Origin of the sequence: Scytonema sp. PCC 10023 (assembly GCF_963920835.1) — a bacterium.
Classification (GTDB): Bacteria; Cyanobacteriota; Cyanobacteriia; order Cyanobacteriales; family Nostocaceae; genus Kalymmatonema.
Window position 1 is genome coordinate 1 of sequence record NZ_CAWUDP010000273.1, and the last position, 1,741, is coordinate 1,741.

At 44.3% G+C, this 1,741-nt stretch carries 1 protein-coding gene; it reads left to right on the forward strand.

What is annotated here, in order from left to right; translation table 11 throughout:
* The coding region (gene ltrA / locus ACM0OZ_RS48640; protein WP_414590121.1) for a group II intron reverse transcriptase/maturase at nt 1–1,655 on the forward strand (1,655 nt) is incomplete at its 5' end.
* Nucleotides 1,656–1,741: the final 86 nt, after the last annotated feature.

Here is a 1,741-nt window from a genome sequence, read left to right on the forward strand (position 1 = left end):
TAATGGTTACAACCGTAAGTAGCAGGGTCATCGATTGGCACTCCATTAAATGGGGGAAAACCTATCGCATGGTCAGGAATCTAAGAAAACGAATTTTCAAGGCTAAATCCAAGGGCAACTGGAAATTGGTCCGCAATCTCCAAAAACTAATGTTAAGAAGTTACAGCAACCTACTGATAGCTGTCAGACAGGTTTGCCAAATTAACAAAGGAAAGGAGACTCCAGGCGTTGATCGCTATATAGCGCTCACACCGGGGGAGCGAGTCAAGCTTATAGAGTACTTAACCACTCTAAAAACTTGGAAACCTCTTCCAGCACGAAGAGTTTACATTCCTAAATCCAACGGAAAAAAGAGACCCCTTGGAATACCTAGTATTATCGACCGATGCCAGCAAGCTATAGTCAAAAACGCATTAGAGCCGTGCTGGGAAGCAACATTTGAGCCAATAAGCTATGGATTCCGCCCCGGTCGAAGTTGTTTCGACGCCATCGAACGGGTATACTTAACTACCAAATCAGGCTCCCGCAGACTGTGGGTGCTAGACGCGGACATAAAAGGGTGTTTCGACAACATAAGCCATGACTCTCTAATCAAAATCATTGGAAATTTCCCAGGTAGGGAAATTATCAACCAATGGTTGAAAGCTGGCTACATGGAAAAAGGAGTATTCTATGACACCACAAAAGGCACACCCCAAGGCGGAATAATCAGCCCGTTACTGGCGAATATCGCCTTACACGGAATGGAAGCAGCCATTGGGGTTACTTACAAAAGTGGGTCATCCCACACCTTTGTAAGAGAATCCAGCCCCGTTCTGGTTAGATATGCGGATGATTTCTTGGTATTTTGCCACAGTAAAGAGAACGCAATCGAAGCACAGAACAAGGTTAACAACTTCCTAGGGCAAAGAGGGTTAGAACTCTCCCCTGAGAAAACCCGAATTGTTCACCTTAAGGAAGGCTTTGACTTCCTAGGATTCAATATACGTGCCTACAAGGTGATAGATCGAAAGTCAGGGTATAAAACGCTAATCACACCGTCCAAGGAAGCAGTACTTAGCATACGTAAGCGAATTCGGCAAGTCTTTCTGGAACACGCCGGAAAACCAATCGGAAAGCTTATAGCCAAGCTGAATCCCCTGGTACGGGGATGGTGCAATTACTACCGATATTCGGTCTCCAGTAGCGTACTACAAGACATAGAACACTACCTAATCCTCAGAGCAATCCGTTGGACAAAGAGGAATCATCCTAATAAGTCCAAAAAGTGGAGGATAAACCAATATTTCGGTTTCCATCCCCACTATCCCAACACAAGGTGGACTTTCATGGATAAGAAAACTGGAACCTATCTATTCCATCCTGAAAGTATAAAGATAGAACGATGGGTAAAAGTTCTTCACGATGCCTCACCCGATGACCCGGAATTAAAGGAATATTGGGAAAAAAGGAACAGTAAACAGAAAACCACACTGAAGAAGAGTCTACAAAAGATTGCAGAAAATCAGAAACATCTCTGTCCCGTATGCAATCAATCCATCTACAGTGATGAACCAGTAGACTTACACCACAAAGATGGGAATCACCAAAACAATACCTATAAGAATTTGGTGCTTCTCCATACAGTGTGTCATTCGCAAGCCCATAACAGATAAGACTTGCTTAAGCCGGATGCTTGGAAACTTGCACGTCCGGTTTTGAGGGGGGAAGGGGACAGCAATGTCCCTGACCTACCCGACAT